Below are 18,044 nucleotides of genomic sequence, written 5' to 3'. Positions count from 1 at the left end.
AAGCCTGGTGAGCTGGCAGGAAGCAATGATGCGAATCGCCGCACCTTGGATCTCCCAACTCTTCGGTCGCCAACAAAAATGGCCTGCCGCGCGATGATCGCGCGGCAGGCCATTTCCGTTTTTATTTGCAGCCGTTAGCGGCGGACAGCCCGACGACCGGACAGGCTTTCTGCTACACCGATCAGAAGCACCGCAGCAATGACGGCGACGATGAATCCAATCACGTTCAGTTCGAAGATGTCGCCGGTGCCCAGCAGGTTCGCGATGACACCACCAATGATTGCTCCGACTATGCCAAGCAGCAGCGTGGCCAGGAGCCCTAGGTTCTGCTTTCCGGGCTTGATAAGGCGGGCAAGTGCGCCGATAACCAGCCCTGCAATGATGAAACCGATCATGTTGCCTCCTCAGGTTGCGATGAAACCACAATAAGCATACTTAGTGATCGGTTGCAAAACGTTTCATCTGATCGGCATCGGTCAGGCGTCGCTCAGATGACGCTGCCGCGCTGCCTCCGGGACGGTGGTCATCAATGAAACACCGCAGCACTGAATCATCGACAAATGCTTAGGGCGGAGGTGATTAAAGGCCGAGGCCCGCGCCTCGGAGCAACCCGGGCGCGGGCCTGAAGCTACATCGGGTCCAATGCGACTCATCGGATCCTCCTCGCGGATGTGTCCCCTACAGGACGGCGTATTTATTTTGCACTTGCCGGCTGGAACTCAGCGGATGAACTGCCGGTGCGACAGCAATTCGTCGCGCACCTGTTCCAAGCGCTGTTCGTCAACACGCACGTTCTGTATTCGTTTCCACAGCGAGACGCTCTGGCGGAGCTTGCGGATCATGGCATTCACCTCCTGCCTGGCCAAGTAGCTCGGCATGCCCGCTTCTTCTGCGGAGCGCTTCCCGCTGTCCTGCGCCGGCCCGGCGGAACCCGGGCTCCCGGCATCGACACCGGCATCGCCGGGACTGTCGCCGCGGGTGTCCAGGTCGCGCAGGCTTCCGGCGGTGATCACCTCGCCGTGGCCGCGCTGCTCCCCTTCCCGGGCCTGCGTTGGCTCGGGTGGGCGGATGGATCGTTCCGGTGCAGGCAATACGGCTGCATCCAGCGGTTTCATGAGGGGTTCCTCTCTGGGATCGGCGGAATTTTCTTCGGATTGGGTTGGATTTCGGGCAGGACGCATGGCGGTATCCATGGGGATTGCCGTTGCCGGGGCGGGGCCCATGGCCGTGCTCGAAGCAGCAGCGGAGGTCGCCGCGGCGGCAGCGGGTAATGCGGTAAGAGTGCTATAGCGAAGTCCTCAAGGCAGAAGGTGAGGCCTCCGCGCGGGAGAGCTAGAGAAGAGCGGTGATCGACATACGGCAGCGGATCAAGACTTGAACCGGCCCAATCAGCGAAGTTCTAATGCGCAGAAATGGCGGAGGCGGGTCGTCGGAGCGCGGCGAAGGAGTTAAACACTCCGCCCGGCGTCTTGGTTATATTCACGATTCCCACCTCCCTTTCCTCATAGCGCCAATAGATGTGTCCGAGTTGAAGCCCCTGATTGAGAAAGTTCAATCGGACTCGTCCAACGTACCCGATTGCTGCTGCTTCTGCCTAGCCACGCCAGGGAACTTATTGCGCATTTCCCCGTTGCACCGGCGTGTCGCCCGCAACACGCCGCATAACGACGGCAGCGCCCCCCTTGAGACGGCGGGCTGCCCCTGTCAAAGGCCCACCGGTTCGGTTCTCGCCTTGGCTGGCTGCGCCCCCGGATTATCGCCCGTTCCGGAAGCCGGGCAGGGTTCCTAGACTGGACCCGGATGCGAGCACCCACCCCGACGGGACAACGGCATGGAAAATGGAGTTCCGCCAGGACCTGTTAACGGACCTGCGGCCTCGAAGGCCCCGGCCCGCATCAACGAACTTGATGCCCTGCGGGCCTTCGCGCTGCTGGGCATCCTGTGCGTGAACATCTGGTACTTCGCCGACCCGTACGCCGTCACGGGCGGCTCGAGCCCGGAGTTCCAATCCGCTGCGGACACCGCGGTGTGCTTTGCGGTCAGCCTCCTGTTCGAGGCCAAGTTCTACATCCTGTTCTCCTTCCTGTTCGGCTACAGCTTCGTCCTGCAGTGGGCTTCCGCCGTGGCGGACGGCCAGTCGGTTGTCACCAGGACCGTGCGCCGGGCAGCCGGCCTCGTGGTCCTCGGGCTGCTACACGGCCTGCTCCTGTTCCACGGGGACATCCTGCTCGCCTATGGCCTGCTGGGCCTGGTGCTGCTCTGTACCCGGACGCTTCCCGCGCCGGCCGCAGCCGCGGCCGGCGCGACAGTCATCGGCTGCATGGGAGTGTTCATCGTGCTGCTGGGACTGGTCTCGGCAGCCGCGGGGCCATCCGGCGGCAGTGCCGCGGCGGGGGCCGCCCCGGCGTTCGGGCTGGCCGGCTCTCCCGCCGACGTTCTGGCCCAGAACGCGTCGCTGTACCCGCTGTCGCAGCCCACTGCCGTGCTCCTCCAGGGCCCGATTGCCCTCGGCGCGTTCTACCTCGGCATGTCGTGTGCCAAAGCACGGCTCTTTGAGCACGGCATCGCAGAACGCACACTCCGCCGCATGGCTTTGGTGGCGTTGCCGGCCGGGCTGGCGGCTTCTGCGTTGCAGGCGTGGCTACAGCATTATGTCGGCGGTGCAGCCATGACCGTGGTGGCCTTCGGCATTTCCACGCTGACGGCGCCGCTGCTGACGGTGGGATACGTCGGTGCGCTGCTGCTGTCCTTCCGCACTGCGGCCGGACGTGCCCTGTGCACCGTGCTGGCCCCCGCCGGCCGCCTGGCGCTGACCAACTATGTGGGACAGTCCGTGCTGATGGGCCTGGTCTTCACGGGCTTCGGGCTGGCGTTGACCGGCCGGTTGGCCCCGCACGCGGTGCTCGGCGTGGCGGCGCTCCTCTTTGTGGCCCAACTGCTGGCCAGTGCCTGGTGGGTCAAGAGGTTTCGGTACGGGCCGCTGGAGTGGCTGCTGCGCTGCCTCACCTACTGGCGGCGTCCGGCCATGCTCCGTTAGAGGTTCCAGCCTGCGATCGCGGGCGTCTTCTTGTCCCAGCCCAACCGGCAGACGGCAGCGGTTTCCAGGACAAAGTGCCGGCCCGCGACGGGTTCCAGACCCAGCCAGCGGGCGGCAAGCACACGGAGGAAATGTCCGTGTGCCACCAGCAAGACCTGCCGGGGCCCTGGCGGTTCGGACGAAGGGGTCGGAAGCGAAGGCGTGGGAGCGGTGCCGCCCCCCGGATTCTGGCCGTCGAAGGGAGACCCTGCCGTGCTGTCCAGCACCTTGGCGATCACATGGTCGGCGCGATCTGCCACCTCTTGCAGGGACTCGCCGCCGCGGACGCCGTGGGTCCAGATCAGGTACGAGGGATCCTTGGCCCGGATGGCGGCGCTCTGAAGACCTTCATAGTCTCCGTAATCCCATTCATGCGCCTCGGCCACCACCTCAGCATCCGGGTAGCCGGCAAGTTCGGCCGTCCGGCGGGCACGCACCAAGGGGGAGGTCAAAACGGTGTGGAACCGGACTCCCGCCAGCTTCACCGCGGCGTCGCGGGCCTGCTGGACCCCGGCCGGAGTCAGCTCCAGGTCGGCCAACCCGGTGTACCGGTGGTCGCGCGACCACTCGGTTTCGCCGTGGCGCATCAGCCACAACACCGGAAAATCATGCGGACCATCCACAGTCATGGCTAAGCCTGCTCCGTGTATTCCGGCTGGCCGCGCCACCAGGCCAGCAGTTTTGCTTCTGCCTCTTCCTGCGCCGCCGGACCGTTCTCCAGCCGCTCTTCCAGCAGGAACTTGTAGGCGCGGCCGACCAGCGGGCCGGGCTTGATCCCGAGCAGCGCCATGATCTGGGCTCCGTCCAGGTCGGGACGAACGGATTCCAGTTCCCCCTGCTCCTTCAGCGTGGCAATCCGCTGCTCCAGGTCGTCATAGGCAAAGGCGAGCCGCTCCGCCTTGCGCTTGTTCCGCGTGGTCACGTCCGAGCGCGTCAGCCGGTGCAGCCGCTCCAGCAGTGGTCCGGCGTCGTTGACGTAGCGGCGGACGGCCGAATCCGTCCACCCCGCCTCCCCGTAGCCGTAGAAACGCATGTGCAGTTCGACCAGCCGGGACACCGCCTTGATGGTCTCGTTGTCGAAGCGCAGCTTCTTCATCCGCTTGGCGGTGAGTTTGGAGCCCACGACGTCGTGGTGGCGGAAGCTGACCGCACCGGAGGGTTCGAACCGACGGGTAGCCGGCTTGCCGACGTCGTGCATCAGGGCGGCGAACCGCAGGACGAAGTCCGGACCCGGCACCGCGCCGTCGTCGTCCGTCTCCAAGGTGCAGGCCTGCTCCAACACGGTGAGCGAATGCTGGTAGACGTCCTTGTGCCGGTGGTGCTCATCGATCTCCAGCCGCAGCGCCGCGACCTCCGGCAGCACGTAATCCGCCAGGCCGGTGTCCACCAGCAGGTCCACACCGGTGCGCGGGTCCTTGCCGTTGATCAGCTTGGTCAGTTCGTCGCGGACGCGTTCGGCGGAGATGATCTCGATCCGCCCGGCCATGTCCGTCATCGCGGCCGCCACCTCGGGTGCCACGGTGACGTTGAGCTGGGCGGCAAACCGTGCCGCACGCATCATCCGGAGGGGATCATCGGAGAACGACGCCGACGGCGCGCCCGGGGTGCGCAGCAGGCCAGCGTGGAGGTCCTTGACGCCGCCATACGGATCCACCAGTTCCAGCGACGGCAGCCGCAGGGCCATGGCATTCATCGTGAAGTCGCGGCGGAACAGGTCGTCCTCCAGGGACGTTCCGAACGCCACCACGGGCTTGCGGGAATCCGGGTCGTAGGCCTCGGCCCGGTAGGTGGTCACTTCGATCATGTGCTGGCCCTTGCGCAGGCCGATGGTTCCGAAGTCGCGGCCGATCTCCCAGAACTTGTCCGCCCACTTCTTGACGACGGCGATGGTGGCATCGGGATCGGCGTCGGTCGTGAAGTCGAGGTCCGGGGAGATCCGGCCCAGGAACAGGTCGCGCACCGGGCCGCCGACCAGCGAGAGTTCGTGGCCCGCTGCTGCGAACAGTTCTCCCAGTTCGATCACAACGTCCGGCAACGGCAGGGACGGGACGCTGGAACCGGGTGCTGATGCGAACTGCGAACCAAAAAGGTGAACCATAGTGACTTAAGCGTGCCAGATGCCGGGCGCGATGTTTAACAAAGTCCCGGCGGCTCGGCCCCGGCATCATCGGGCCGTTACAAAAATCGTTAGAGTGGACTGCATGGCACACCCGGTTCCGAGCGCCCCGAAGCGCACCCCGCTGACAGCGTCAGTGGGCAGCGCCGCGCCCGGACACCATTCGCTGCCCACCGTGGAGGAGATATCGGCCGGCGGCGTGGTGGTCGATACGTCGACCCCGGACCTGAACGTGGCGATCATCGCCCGCTTCAACCGCGGCGGCCGGCTTGAGTGGTGCCTCCCGAAGGGCCACCCCGAGGGCCGGGAGACCAACGAAGAGGCCGCAGTGCGGGAAGTCGAGGAAGAAACAGGGATCAAGGGGCGCGTGCTGGCCACACTGGGCAGCATCGACTACTGGTTCACCGTCAGCGGCCACCGGGTCCACAAGACCGTGCACCACTTCCTGCTCGAGGCCACCGGCGGCCTGCTGACCATCGAGAATGATCCGGACCATGAGGCCGTAGACGTGGCATGGGTTCCGCTGGCGGAGCTGGGCCGAAAGCTGTCCTTCCCCAACGAGCGGCGGATCGTGGACCTGGCCCGGGAAGTCCTGCCCGGGCACCTGTAAGCCCGTGCGCCGGGTCCGGCGATCCGCCCGGTTTCAGGTGAGAACATAGAGGACGATGTCCGAGACCCAGACCCCCTCCCCCAGCGCGCCCGCGCAGCACAGCACAGCCAAGTCCAGTGCCATCATGGCGGCCGGGACCATGGTGTCCCGCGTCCTGGGATTCGTCCGCACCGCCCTGCTGGCGGTCGCGATCGGCGCCAACACGACGATGGGCGACATCTTCGAGAAGGCCAACACCATCCCGAACATCATCTACCTGCTGCTGGCGGGCGGGGTGTTCAACGTGGTGCTGGTGCCGCAGATCATCAAGGCCAGCCAGAAGAGCGACGGCGGCGCGGACTTCGTCAGCCGCCTGCTGAGCCTGACGCTGCTGGTGCTGGCCGGGATCGCGCTGCTGGCGACGCTGCTGGCCGCGCCGATCATCACCGCCCTGACCCGGGACTGGACCCCGGTGATGCTGGAACTGGGCACCGTCTTCGCCATCTGGTGCCTGCCGCAGATCTTCTTCTACGGGCTGTACGCCGTGGTGGGCCAGGTGCTCAACGCCCACGGCCGGTTCGGCTGGTACATGTGGGCCCCTGCCCTGAACAACGTCGTCGCCATCGGCACGCTGGGGCTGTACATAGCCCTGTACGGCCGCTACCTGCCCGCCAAGGACGACCCGGAGCTTTGGACCAGTGACCAGACGATGGTGCTGGCCGGCGGCACCACTCTGGGCATCGTGCTGCAGGCACTCATCCTGTTGTGGCCACTGGGACGGCTGGGGCTGGGCCTGAAGCTCAAGCTTGGCTGGCGCGGCATGGGCTTCGCAGCCACCGGAAAGGTCGCGCTGTGGAGCCTGGCCACCATGGTCATCGCCAACTCCGCGTATCTCTTCTATGGGTCGATCGCCTCGGGCGCCACGGCCGCGCGCGCCGAGCTGGCCGGGTCCGGCGCCTCGGTCCCCGGCGAGTACGCCCTGAATACCGCCCAGCTGATCGCCATGCTGCCGCATTCGGTCTTCGTCCTCTCGGTGGCCACGGTGCTGTTCAACCAGTTGTCCCGCCAGCAATCCATCGGTGCGGTGGACGACGTCCGGCACACCGTGAACTCGGGGCTGCGCACCATCGGTGTCGCCAGCGTCTTCGGGTCTGCCGCTGTGGTTGTGCTGGCCGGGCCGCTGGCCCGGCTGTTTGCCGGATCGGGCCCGACAGCGGCGGCCTCCGCGGCGTCGATGGGTCAAGTCCTCGCCATCCTGGCGGCGGGCATGCCCTTCATGAGCATCTATTTCTTCCTGGGCCGCGTGTTCTATGCGGAGGAAGACGCCAGGACGCCGTTGATCATGCAGGCGATCTGCTCCGGCGCGTCGGTGGTGCTGGCCGTGCTGATCGCCTGGTTGATTGATCCCACCTGGGTGGTCTACGCGCTGGCGCTGCTGTTCACGGTGTTCCACGTGGTCTCGGCGGTCCTTGCCCACTACTTCGCCCGCCGCCGGCTGGGCGACTACGGCGCGGGCCGCGTCGTGGATACCTACATCCGCCTCGGTTATGCCGGACTGGGCTCCGGTTTAGCGGGTGCAGCAGTGCTGTGGCTGTTCGGCGGTTACGCTACCGGCGGATTCGCGTGGCAGTCCATCGTCGCCGCCATGGTGACCATCGCCGTCGTCGGAATGGTCATGGCCGCGGTTTACCTGCTGCTCCTGCGCGCGCTTCGGGTCGACGAGCTGCAGGAGTTCCTGCGGCCGATACTTAAACGGTTGCCCGGACGCGCCTGACAGAAGCGGGTATCGACTCCGGCACCGGCTAGCATGGAAACCAAATTATCTAGTCACGGGCACCTGCCCAGGACATTCGCCGGGAGGAACTAGTGCCGCAGCCAGTTGATGTGGGCATGCTGCTTGGTGGCCGTTACAAGGTCACTGCCCAAGTGCTTGCCTCCGCAGAAAACGATTTGGTCCTCGACGGCGTGGACCAGGTGCTCAACCGGCCCGTCAGCATCCTGGTGGCAGCACCGGAGAATGCCAGCCAGGTCGCCATGAGCGCCCGCGAAATCGCCACCGGCGAGCGGTTGGGAAACGTCCAGGTGCTGGACCTCGGCAATGCCGACGGGTTCACCTACCTGGTGACCAACGAGGCGCAGGCGGCCGACCTGCTGGACTTGGTCATTCAGCAGGACGCACCGTATGTGGAGCCTTTCTTCACCGACACACTCGGTTCCGAGATCTTCGGCCAGGCGCGCTCCACCGAGCCGGAGCCGTACGAGGACGAATATGAGGACTACGACGACGAGCCTCGGCAAAGCCTGCGCGAGAGGCTGAATAAACTCGACCTGCCCAAGTTGGGCAGGAACGGGGCCGAAGGGATCAAGACCCGGTTCGGCGCCCGTCCCGAAGCAGCGGCCCCCGGCGCCGGGTCCGCTGCCGGAGCTGCGGCCGCCGCGGCAGCTGCCGGCGCCAACGTGCCGCCGCCTCCCTCGGCGCCCCCGGCCCCACGGGTCGCGAGCCCCTCCACGGCTCCGGTCTCGCGGCAGGCTCCGGCGGCTAGCCGGCCGGCTGCCGCCCCGGCTCCGGCAGACAAGCCCAAAGTCAGCTTGTGGCCGGGGGACGACGACGAGACCGGTGTGCGGTCAGCCGGCATGTTCCCGTCTGCTGCCCGCACCGGCAGCGAACCTGCGGCGGACGACTACGAGTACGACGAATATGACGACGAGGAACGCAACAGCCCGCGGTCGTCCCGGTTGTTGGTGGGCGGATTGCTCGCCGTCTTGTTGGTGATCGCGATCGTGGTGGCGGTGAGCCAGCTGAATCTGTTCCGCGGCGGCCCGGTCGCCGGCGGCTCGCAGGCCGGAAACGAAACCGCGGCCGCGTCCGGCCCGGCAGAGACCGGCGCGGCAGAAGAAACGGCGGCTCCGGCCGACGAAGTCGTCGAGCCGGTCATCGCTGGACTCACGCGCCAAGTACCGGACCTGCCGGAACTGGACGTGGAGAACGACGGCAAGCTGCCCGAAGCCATCGACGGCAACCCCGCCACGTACTGGGCAAGTTACCAGTACGCGTCAGACCAGTTCGGCGGTTACGCCGGAAACATGGCGCTGGTTGTCGAGTTGGAAGAGTCCTCAAACATCAGTTCGGTGGTGTTGACGCAATTGAGCGGCACCGGAGGAAACTTCTCCGTGCTCCTGAACGATGAACCGACGTTGGACGGGGCCGACCAGGTCGCGCAGGGAAGCTTCACGGCACAGAAGACCACGATTCCGGTCCCTGAACAGGATGGCGCTGCCCCCAAGGCGCAGTACGTCCTGATCAACTTCACGCAGTTGCCGAGGCTGTCCAACCCCATGGGCGGCATGCCGTTCGGCATCCGCATGGCGGAGATCGAGGTCTCCTAGCCCGTCCGGGAGGCGGCTGCGCCGCCAGCGTGCGGAATAAGCCGGGGGCACGCGCCGTTGACACAAGTGCCGGGCTAACCGCCCCCTGGGGTGGCCGGCCCTTAGGTTTACATCAACATCAGAGGAAGAGGTTCGCAGGCAGTGAGCACAGATACCACACCGTCCGTCCGCGACGTCATCATCGTTGGGTCCGGTCCGGCCGGCTACACGGCAGCTGTTTACACCGCGCGTGCCAACCTCAAGCCGCTGCTCATCGCCAGCTCCGTGGAGGCAGGCGGCGAGCTGATGAACACCACCGACGTGGAAAACTATCCCGGGTTTCCTGGCGGCATTTTGGGTCCGGAGCTGATGGAGAACTTCCAAAAGCAGGCCGAGCGCTTCGGCACCGAGATCCTGTTTGAAGACGTCACAAGCCTTGAACTCGAAGGTCCGGTGAAGAAGGTCACCATCGGTACGGGCGAAACCTTTCTGGCACGGTCGGTGATTATCTCCACCGGTTCCGCGTACCGTGAGCTAGGACTACCGGACGAAAAGCGCCTCGCCGGCCACGGTGTCAGCTGGTGCGCAACCTGCGACGGTTTCTTTTTCAAGGGCCAGAACATCGCGGTGATCGGCGGTGGCGACTCGGCCATGGAAGAGGCCCTCTTCCTGACCAAATTCGCCGAGTCCGTCACGGTGGTGCACCGGCGGGACACCCTGCGTGCCTCTAAGATCATGCAGGACCGTGCCCTGGCACACGAAAAGATCAAGTTCGTATGGAACTCGGAAGTCGTAGGCCTCGAAGGCGACACGAAGGTCACCGCCCTGAACCTTAAGAACACCGTCGACGGCTCCGAGTCAGTGCTGCCTGTAACCGGGGTCTTCGTCGCCATCGGCAACGATCCCCGGGTTTCCCTGGTCAAGGATCAGCTGGAATTGACCCCCGAGGGAACCATCGCCGTCGAGGGCCGGTCGTCCCGGACCTCCCTGCCGGGCGTCTTCGCCGCCGGCGACGTTATTGACCCCACCTACCGCCAGGCCATTACCGCCTCGGGCAGCGGCTGCGCCGCTGCCATCGATGTGGAACACTATCTGGCCGAGCGCGCAGACACCTTGGCCGGCGTCGCCGAACCCGCAACAGTCTGATTTTGTTGGAGAAGGAGAAAACAGCATGAGCAACGCAAAAGATGTCACTGACGCTACTTTCGACGCGGATGTCTTGCAGTCCGCCAAGCCCGTGATCGTCGATTTCTGGGCAGAGTGGTGCGGCCCGTGCCGCATGCTCTCGCCGATCCTCGATGACATTGCTGCTGAGCATTCCGACAAGGTAGAGGTCGTCAAGCTCAACGTGGATGACAACCCCGCCACGGCAGCCCAGTACGGCATCACGTCCATCCCTGCTGTCTATGTCTTCAAGGACGGCGCGGTGGCCGCGACCTCCATCGGAGCCAAGCCGAAGCAGGTCATCGAGCAGGAATTCGCTGAGTTCCTTAACTAGCCAGATGGAAAACGACGCTGCGGACCAGAGCCTGCGCCGTTCAGACATAAGTCGACGCGTAGTAGCCCTTCGTGAAGGGCTACTACGCGCTGGCGTTTCCATGGCCTATTTGGCTCCGGATCAAGTAAACAACCCAACGGTCTTTGACGACCATGTGGATGCGGCCGTACGCACTTTCCAGCAACACCGGGGGCTGATGGTCGACGGGGTGGTCGGCCAGGAAACCGAGCGAGCCCTGGCGGAGGCTCAGTTCAAGCTCGGGGATCGTCCGCTGACGTTCACGTTGGATGCATCGCCTCTTCGGGGCGATGATGTCACCGAGCTGCAGCGCCAGTTGTCTTTCCTCGGCTTTTACTATGGTCACATTGATGGCGAGTACGGGGAACGGACCTACCACGCCGTCCGCGAACTGCAACTGAATCTGGGGCTCGAACCTTCCGGCGTCGCCGACCAACAACTGGCTGCCTCGATGGACCGAATTAATCGGACGATCAGTCCAAGCCAGGCGTTTTCACTCCGCGATTACGAACGACTCAACCAGGCCTCTGCGGCGCTGCGCGGCCGGACTATTACGATCGCTCCCGGCTCTGGCGTGGAGCACTGGGCTGACATCCCCGACGTTGCCTCGGGCCGCCGCCTGACGGAGAAACTCGTAGCCAGCGACATCGCCGGCCGCGTGAAGAAGATCCTGACCGAACTCGGCGCCAGTGTTGAAATTGTTGAAAAACAAGCACAAGACGGCGTAGACCGCACAGACCTCATCAAGAGGGCTTCCCCGAGCTTGAGCATTGCCATCCACTGTGACTGGTTGCCGCAAGAGGCAGCCAACGGCGTCAGTGCGTTCTTTTGGGGCCGTCCCGAATCAGGTGAAGTCCGGTCCCCCATTGGGCACCGTGCCGGTGAACTTATCCTGAAGGAGATCGTGGCTCGCACGGGGTCTACGAATCTGGGCATTCACGGTCGAAGCTGGGATATCCTGCGCCTCCCCAGCACACCGTCCGTTCAGCTCGATCTTGGTTACTTAAGCAGCCCTTTCGACTCCCCTCGCCTGGCTGATCCTATCTATCGGCAAGTCTTGGCCGACTCCATCGTCATTGCGATTCAGAGGCTCTATCTGCTGGAAGAGGACGACGAGCCGACGGGCACCCTGGCGCTCGATGACGTCCTGCGGTTTAACCCGGGCACCTGACACCCGGTCGGCTGCGTTGCCCTGTTTCACGTGGAACAAGGTCGGGTTTCATGTGGAACACGGGCGGGCGCTGTCTCCCTCTCGGCCACGTTTCACGTGAAACAACAGCATTGCTACAAGCCGCGGCATCGTCTTAACTCGCGCCCACCTGCCGCCGCATGTGTTCCCAAAGTTTTGGGCTCGCGTGGGGCCGCGCCAGCTACCATCAATCAGGGACGCATATTCGGCATATCCGGATACTTGGAGCAGCCGACCGGCCCGATTGGGGCTTGATCCTGGCCCACATGAGTCTCGACTTCTCCATGGAACTACGTCATCTTCCTTGACCGAAGTCAGGGCGCCGGATCCGGTCACTGAGCGTGGCTCACCCGCTCCCCAGAGCTGGGCGGTCCTAGTGGATACTGGCGCACGCGGTCATGCCGCCGCTAATCCTCACTTCGTCTAAGAAGGGCGCTGCCCCTTCACCGATCCGGTTACGCATCTACAGGCGAAAACCAGAACCGTACACGGATGCGTCACATCGTTCCGCGTGAAATTGTCACTAAGTGCGCCGGTGGGGGTATTCCCAAAGCCGCAGCATTTCAATCACTCACATGGTGGCACCGGTCGGTGTATGTCGAAGCTGCAGCCGGCGGCCTGGGGCTCGCAGTTTGGCTCGGTGCAGCGCGCGAACGTTTGCTTGTGGCTCGATCCTGCGCGCAGTCGTTCAAGATGAGTCAATAGGAGGGCCGACACCATGGGGTCGGCGACATCGCCTACGCGTCCAAACACGCCGTGAGTGCGCCCTGGCCTCAGCGGATTGATAATTGATCAGGCCAAACGGCGACAGATGGTAGCAAGTTTCACGTGAAACACCTGGCCCAGTCATGTGTGCGACTGCGAGACCTCCCCCGAAGAGTCGCAAAGCAGTGGCTCCGCCTTTCGGAAAGCCCTCCCCCGTGAGAACCTGGCGCTCCCGAAGCCCGGCCTTCCCCAACCACCTATGTACGATCCGACGCCAGCTGGAAGGCCGGTGTGTCCCACCAGTCCCCTTCTGTTTGGGCCCCGGCGAGCATCCCCTTCGTCCGCCACCCGCCGCGCTGCTGTGAAAGGCTTCCGGCCGCTGCACAATCCCTCCGCCGATACGACATGTGCATGACCTGTGAGGGTGCGGCCTGATACAACCGCGCCCGGATCGTAATCGACCTGCCGCTGGCGCGCGATCCAGCTAGATCCTGTGGCGAGTCGCTTGTTACACGTGAAACCATCCACCAAACAGCCGCTGGGGCGCCGTCGCAGCCACCTTGATACAGATACATCTCTGCCCAGTGGTGGTTTCACGGGAAACATCCCTCTTTCATACGACAGCAAGACGGATGACTTGTACCTCATCGTCAGGCCGCAGCAGCTGAATCCGAGAACGTCCTTTGTGCTGGAAGAGTCCCTTGGTCCTTTGGTCCGGCGGTCCGAGTCATTTGCCTGGGGCTTGGAGGAGATCACCGATCAATCACGAGACCACGTTCCCCGGTTTCACGTGAAACATTGGCCATGCGCAGCGGTTGGGTGAGTTGTGGGACGCGTTTACACTACTTCGACCACGCAACATGTGCTCGCACGTGCTGCCATGCCGCGATGATCTCGGTCTGGGGCAGGACAGGAGCGCGCATCTTTCTACCGGCTCCGGCACAAAACCGCGAGTGTGAGGTACCTGCGCCCCACTGTCCCCAGTTGGTTGGAAGGTCCGAACCCTCTGACCGCTCCTTTTGGTCGAAATGGATGGCCACGATCCAGGCTCTCTCCGATGACATCCCGAGTCCTGGGTACTGCAAGCGCACCTCCTGTAGCGACACCTCCGACGCGGTCTGGAGAGCTACCGGTTCCGGTGCGTGACAGCATCGACACTCGCGGCGGCGGTAGACATGGAGGATTGTAGCCCGTTGCCAGAACGACTCAGCCAGCAAGGGGCGGCGCCGCGCCGTTCTGGGAGCAGGTAAGCAGGTCCCACCTTCCCCTCCCGCTGGCGTCCATAGCCGAAGGCCGGCCACCTCTGTAAAGCTTCCCGTGAAACCCACCGTCCCCTTGCACTTAGTCGACACGAAAGCAGGAAACGAATAGCGCTGGCACAAGGTCACTGGGTGCCCTGCCCCGCATCCTAGGGAAGGGTGCCTCACGGACGGCAGGTGCTGGCGCTTCCATTGCCAAGCGTTGGTGCCCTACGGGCAGTGCAGTGCCGCTGCTCCTCCGGCGGACGGCTCGGCAGGTATACTTCCGGCACGCCTCAGGCGGACCGAACGCTAGACAAAGTGGCGATCATCCGTGCGCTTGCTAAGCCTCGAGACTGCAGAGGAGGCACTCCACGGAGGTGCCGGCAGTTTCACGTGAAACACGCCGAACCGTGTTCACTGACTGGCCGCGCGGCTGCCGCAAGCAAAAACGCGTAGTCCTGGCGATAGCCGGACGGACACGGGTGGGCCCCTTGTCCATAGCCACCTTCCACGCGGTCGGCGTGCCCGGGCCCGCGTCCCCCGTGCCCAAGCCACCAGCGAACCAAAACCGAAGGGTGGCCATGCCCCACAAGTTTCACGTGAAACACACTGTCCATCTGCGCTTTATCCCCCCGGCAAGTAGAACAGGATTAGCGCCGGCACTAAGTCACTCGAAGCGCATCCGTCTCTACGAAGGATTTCTCACCGACGGCCGGTGCTAGCGGTTCCACTTGCTGCGCGTTTGGGCCCTACAGGCTGTGCAGTGCCGCTGCTCCCCCCGGCGAACGGCTCAGCACGTGAACTCGCGCGCGCCGTGTGGCTGGACGCTGGGCACAGTAGCGATTTCTCGTCCGCGTGCTAAGCCTCGAGCCTGCAGAGGATCCTCGCCATGTGGGCCGGGCTGCTTCACGTGAAACCCGTTCTCTACGTTCTCTGGCTGGCCCCGAGCTCAATCGTGTGCTGAGATCAAAGCTTCATAAGGGGTTCATCGTCGGATCTCGTCCGAAGAAGTGTTTGACGCGGTCGAACGGGTTACCCAGTAGAGAGTGAAGGCCCTGGCGATAGTCGGACGGACAGTGTCGCCCCCTGTTCCCTAGCCACGATCCACGCGGTCGGCCTGCGCAGGCCAGCGTCCGCTGTGCACAAGCCACCAGCGAACCAAAACCGAAGGCTGGCCACGCGCCGGGGTTTCACGTGAAACACACTATCCATCTGCGCTTTATCCCCCCCGGCAAGTAGGACACGATTAGCGCCGGCACGAAGTCACCCGACGCCCATCCATCTCATGGCGAATGATGTATCGCAGACGGCCGGTGCTAGCGGTTCCACTGCCTTAGCGGTGAGGCTCCACGGGCAGTGCAGTGCCGCTGCTCCCCCGGAGAACGGCTCAGCACGTGAACTAGCGATGCGCGCCAGGTGGACTGGCCGCTAAGCACAGTACCGATCTCCCGTCCGCTTGCTAAGCCTCGAGTCTGCAGAGGATCCTCGCCAAGTTGTTCCGGGCGGTTTCACGTGAAACACGTTCTCTACGTTCTCTGACTGTACCCGAGCTAAGTCATGTGCTGGAACCAAAGCTTCATAAGGGGTTCATCGTCGGATCTCGTCCGAAGAAGTGTTTGACGCGGTCGAACGGCTTACCCAGTAGAGAGTCAAGGCCCTGGCGATAGTCGGACGGACAGGGTCGCCCCCTGTTCCCTAGCCACGTTCCACGCGGTCGGCGCGCGCGAACCCGTGGACGATACCGACTCTCTTCTGAACGGGGGTTAGCCGCGGTGGGTTTGGGAGGGGACCCTCACCCTCGTCCAAATCCAACGCTCCCCTACAGTTCCTATGCCTTGCGGTCGCTAAGAGCGATAGAAATGGGCCCCGTCCTGCGGAACGGAGCCCATTGTTTCACGTGGAACGCAGGCTATGACGCCGTGGGGTTCAGTACGTCCATGATGCGGTTCAGGTCGTCGACGCTGGCGAACTCGATGCTGACACGTCCCTTCTTGGCGCCCAAGGTGATCTTTACGCTGGTATCCAAGCGGTCGGACAGGGAGGTAGCAAGGTAGTCGAGCCGCTCGTGCCGAGCTCCTTCGCGCGGCTTGCTTTCCCGTTTGGGCCGGCGTACTCCGTCACTCAGGGAAACAATTTCCTCGGTCGCGCGAACGGAAAGGCCCTCGGCGACAATGCGCTGAGCCAGCTTTTCCATTTCTCCGGGATCGACGAGTCCCAGGAGGGCACGGGCATGGCCAGCGCTCAATACGCCGGCGGCAACTCGCCGCTGGACGAGCGGAGGAAGCTTCATCAACCGCAAAGTGTTGGAGACCTGCGGTCTCGAGCGACCGATGCGGTCCGCTAGTTCATCATGAGTACAACCGAAGTCATCAAGGAGTTGCTGATAGGCCGCGGCCTCTTCGAGCGGATTCAGCTGGCTCCGATGGAGGTTCTCGAGCAGCGCGTCCCGCAACAGGTCATCGTCGGAGGTGGACCTGATGATCGCAGGAATCGTTTCCAGGCCGGCGGCTTTGGTGGCGCGCCAACGGCGTTCACCCATCACCAGCTCGTACTGTGCGCCACCATCATCGGAGGGACGCACGACGATCGGCTGGAGGACGCCGATCTCGCGTATGGAGTGCACCAGCTCCGCCATGTCTTCCTCGTCGAAGACGGTGCGAGGCTGTTTACGGTTCGGCTGAATGGCGGAAACAAGGACTTCGGCAAAGGTAGCACCCGGAACCTCGACGAGGTCGACTGCTCCGGCCGTTTCACGTGAAACGGACACGACGTCCGAGCCTGAGTCAGACTCGAGTGCTTGCCTATCCTCCGACTCTGTCACATTCTTAGCCTTTGCGGACGTGTCCGGGTGCCCGGCAGCGCCGTTGCCGCCCGTCCGCAGAGATGCGCCTTCCGAATCGCCCTTTACGGTTTTCTTCGCCGCCGGCTTCTTGGCGGTGGTTGTCCCGACCTTGCGAGGGGCCCGCAGCACTTCGGCTACCTGTGCGGCGCTCGATCCTGTCACCGTCTCGGAGTCGGTCGTCGTGAGGACTTCGGTGTCCCCCTCTTCCCTCCTGCTGGAAGCGGGAAAGAAAACGTCTACGGGGCGCTGGGTCCGGCGCTTCGCGGAAGCGGCCTGCCCCTCCGTTGGCTCGGTCTCCTCACTTGCCGGAGCGCTGGGAATCAACGCGCCCAGGCCTCTGCCCAAGCCGCGACGTTTCTCACTCATCTGGACCCTCTTCCGTCATGCGCCGAGCTGGCATGCGCCAGCTCGCTTAAGGCGTAATTCTACCGTTGCGGTGCGGCTTCACAGTTACTTGCCGCGCTCGGCGATTTCGGCTGCTGCCTCTTGATATGACAGGGCCCCGCTGGACGACGGATCATAGGTGATCACCGTCTGCTGGTAACTCGGAGCCTCCGAGATGCGAACCGATCGCGGAACGACTGCACTCAAAACTTCGTTCGGGAAGTGCTCGCGCACCTCGGCTGCAACCTGGGCTGCAAGGTTTGTGCGTCCGTCGTACATCGTCAGCAAGATGGTCGAAACTACCAATCCAGCGTTTAGGTGCTTTTGGATCATCTCGATGTTCTTGAGGAGCTGGCTCAGCCCTTCCAAGGCGTAGTACTCGCATTGGATGGGAATCAGTACCTCTTGGGCTGCAACGAAAGCATTAACGGTCAGTAGGCCCAGACTGGGCGGGCAATCGATAAACACATAATCCAGCCTGGGCAGTCCGGCGGCCTCCCGTTCCTGCGCGTAAACCTCGATGGCGCGGCGCAGGCGTTGTTCACGGGCCACCAACGAGACCAATTCGATCTCTGCCCCGGCCAAGTGAATCGTGGCGGGTGCGACGATAAGGTGGGCGATATCGGGGCATTGCGCGATAACGTCCCCCAGCGGCATATCGTTGATCAGCACGTCGTAAATACTGTCGACTTCAGCGTGATGCTCGACCCCGAGGGCCGTTGAAGCGTTGCCCTGCGGGTCGATATCGATGACCAGTACGTTGAGACCGGCCGTAGCCAGGGCCGCTGCGATGTTGACCGTCGTCGTGGTCTTGCCAACCCCACCCTTTTGATTGCTGACAGTCAAAACCCTGGTATGAGCGGGCCGGGGAAGCTCCTTGGCCTTCAGCCTCTCGCGCCTGCGGTTTTCGCTCGCCAGTTCCTGCGCGAGAGGTGTGCTTTCGTCGATCGAATCCATAACGTTTGGAACCGTAGCCTCTATCTTCATGTTGGAGTTGGCTATTTCAGCCTCGTTCCCAGG

Annotated in this window: 13 protein-coding genes; 7 read left to right on the top strand and 6 right to left on the bottom strand. The window is 63.7% G+C overall.

The genetic code is table 11. The annotated features are described in order from the left end of the window. Positions 1 to 134: 134 nt before the first annotated feature. Both AC5RVS_RS03040 and AC5RVS_RS03035 read right to left on the bottom strand, forming a co-directional pair. Positions 135 to 395, bottom strand: coding sequence for a GlsB/YeaQ/YmgE family stress response membrane protein (locus tag AC5RVS_RS03040; RefSeq protein ID WP_493988351.1), 261 nt, complete (start codon positions 393 to 395; stop codon positions 135 to 137). A gap of 324 nt (positions 396 to 719) precedes the next feature. After that, on the bottom strand, positions 720 to 1,115 hold the full coding sequence (locus tag AC5RVS_RS03035) for a hypothetical protein (RefSeq protein ID WP_494107050.1): 396 nt from the start codon (positions 1,113 to 1,115) through the stop codon (positions 720 to 722). Positions 1,116 to 1,831: 716 nt separating this feature from the next. Here AC5RVS_RS03035 and AC5RVS_RS03030 point away from each other — a divergent pair. After that, positions 1,832 to 3,037: a DUF418 domain-containing protein gene (locus AC5RVS_RS03030; protein ID WP_494107049.1), complete on the top strand. Its 1,206-nt coding sequence runs from the start codon at positions 1,832 to 1,834 to the stop codon at positions 3,035 to 3,037. Here AC5RVS_RS03030 and AC5RVS_RS03025 read toward each other — a convergent pair. Both AC5RVS_RS03025 and AC5RVS_RS03020 read right to left on the bottom strand, forming a co-directional pair. Then, positions 3,034 to 3,705: a histidine phosphatase family protein gene (locus tag AC5RVS_RS03025; protein WP_494107048.1), complete on the bottom strand. Its 672-nt coding sequence runs from the start codon at positions 3,703 to 3,705 to the stop codon at positions 3,034 to 3,036. The genes AC5RVS_RS03030 and AC5RVS_RS03025 overlap by 4 nt on opposite strands. A 2-nt stretch (positions 3,706 to 3,707) precedes the next feature. Beyond that, the gene (locus AC5RVS_RS03020; RefSeq protein ID WP_494107047.1) at positions 3,708 to 5,174 is read right to left on the bottom strand and encodes a CCA tRNA nucleotidyltransferase; all 1,467 of its coding nucleotides are present in this window, start codon (positions 5,172 to 5,174) and stop codon (positions 3,708 to 3,710) included. Positions 5,175 to 5,277: 103 nt separating this feature from the next. On the opposite strand from AC5RVS_RS03020, the gene AC5RVS_RS03015 reads away from it, so the two are divergent. From AC5RVS_RS03015 to AC5RVS_RS02990, 6 genes are all read left to right on the top strand, one after another. Then, entirely contained in the window at positions 5,278 to 5,802 is a 525-nt protein-coding gene (locus AC5RVS_RS03015; RefSeq protein WP_493978228.1) for an NUDIX hydrolase, read from the top strand. Between the two features lie 55 nt (positions 5,803 to 5,857). After that, positions 5,858 to 7,555 (top strand): murein biosynthesis integral membrane protein MurJ, encoded by a 1,698-nt coding sequence (gene murJ, locus AC5RVS_RS03010; RefSeq protein WP_493988356.1) that lies wholly within the window; start codon positions 5,858 to 5,860, stop codon positions 7,553 to 7,555. A 92-nt stretch (positions 7,556 to 7,647) separates the two neighbouring features. Further along, a complete protein-coding gene (locus tag AC5RVS_RS03005) occupies positions 7,648 to 9,168 on the top strand; it encodes an ABC transporter substrate-binding protein (protein WP_493988357.1) in 1,521 nt (506 codons plus the stop codon). Between the two features lie 141 nt (positions 9,169 to 9,309). Continuing rightward, positions 9,310 to 10,293: a thioredoxin-disulfide reductase gene (gene trxB, locus AC5RVS_RS03000; protein ID WP_493988358.1), complete on the top strand. Its 984-nt coding sequence runs from the start codon at positions 9,310 to 9,312 to the stop codon at positions 10,291 to 10,293. A 25-nt stretch (positions 10,294 to 10,318) separates the two neighbouring features. Further along, positions 10,319 to 10,645 (top strand): thioredoxin, encoded by a 327-nt coding sequence (trxA, locus tag AC5RVS_RS02995; protein WP_493978232.1) that lies wholly within the window; start codon positions 10,319 to 10,321, stop codon positions 10,643 to 10,645. A gap of 4 nt (positions 10,646 to 10,649) precedes the next feature. Further along, on the top strand, positions 10,650 to 11,834 hold the full coding sequence (locus AC5RVS_RS02990) for an N-acetylmuramoyl-L-alanine amidase (RefSeq protein ID WP_493988359.1): 1,185 nt from the start codon (positions 10,650 to 10,652) through the stop codon (positions 11,832 to 11,834). Positions 11,835 to 15,707: 3,873 nt separating this feature from the next. Here AC5RVS_RS02990 and AC5RVS_RS02985 read toward each other — a convergent pair. Together AC5RVS_RS02985 and AC5RVS_RS02980 are read right to left on the bottom strand one after the other, a co-directional pair. Then, on the bottom strand, positions 15,708 to 17,006 hold the full coding sequence (locus AC5RVS_RS02985; RefSeq protein WP_494107046.1) for a ParB/RepB/Spo0J family partition protein: 1,299 nt from the start codon (positions 17,004 to 17,006) through the stop codon (positions 15,708 to 15,710). 84 nt (positions 17,007 to 17,090) lie between these two features. After that, positions 17,091 to 18,026 carry a ParA family protein gene (locus tag AC5RVS_RS02980; protein WP_493988894.1) on the bottom strand — a complete coding sequence of 312 codons (936 nt, stop codon included), beginning with the start codon at positions 18,024 to 18,026 and terminating at the stop codon, positions 17,091 to 17,093. Positions 18,027 to 18,044 lie beyond the last annotated feature (18 nt).

The organism is Arthrobacter sp. Y3221048 (genome assembly GCF_059092685.1).
The sequence above is the reverse complement of the archived record's forward strand: the minus strand, read 5'-3'. Positions and strand labels throughout refer to the sequence as shown.